Source organism: Pantoea sp. C8B4 (assembly GCF_051336905.1).
In the GTDB taxonomy this organism is placed as follows: Bacteria; Pseudomonadota; Gammaproteobacteria; order Enterobacterales; family Enterobacteriaceae; genus Pantoea; species Pantoea rwandensis_B.
Window position 1 is genome coordinate 1 of the sequence record NZ_JBGMNK010000040.1, and the last position, 323, is coordinate 323.

At 53.3% G+C, this 323-nt stretch carries 1 protein-coding gene; it reads right to left on the minus strand.

Annotated elements, in window-relative coordinates:
• Positions 1-323 (minus strand): GTP-binding protein (locus ACCW76_RS20910; RefSeq protein ID WP_436340027.1); only part of this gene is annotated, 323 nt, incomplete at both ends.

Sequence of the window (323 nt, forward strand, 5' to 3'; positions counted from 1 at the left end):
GAGATTGAGAATACGTCTTCGATTGGCAGCAGGAACGGCAGGTCGATTGCACGTACTGGCTCTGGGATGTAGTTATCCAGGTGACCAGCCAGCTCAATGATCTTCTCTTCCCACTCAGCAACACCGTTCAGTGCCTGCAGAGCAGAACCGCGTACGATTGGAGTATCGTCGCCTGGGAAGTCGTATGCTGACAGCAGATCGCGAACTTCCATCTCTACCAGTTCCAGCAGCTCTTCATCATCAACCATGTCGCACTTGTTCAGGAACACGATGATGTAAGGAACGCCAACCTGACGACCCAGCAGGATGTGCTCACGGGTCTG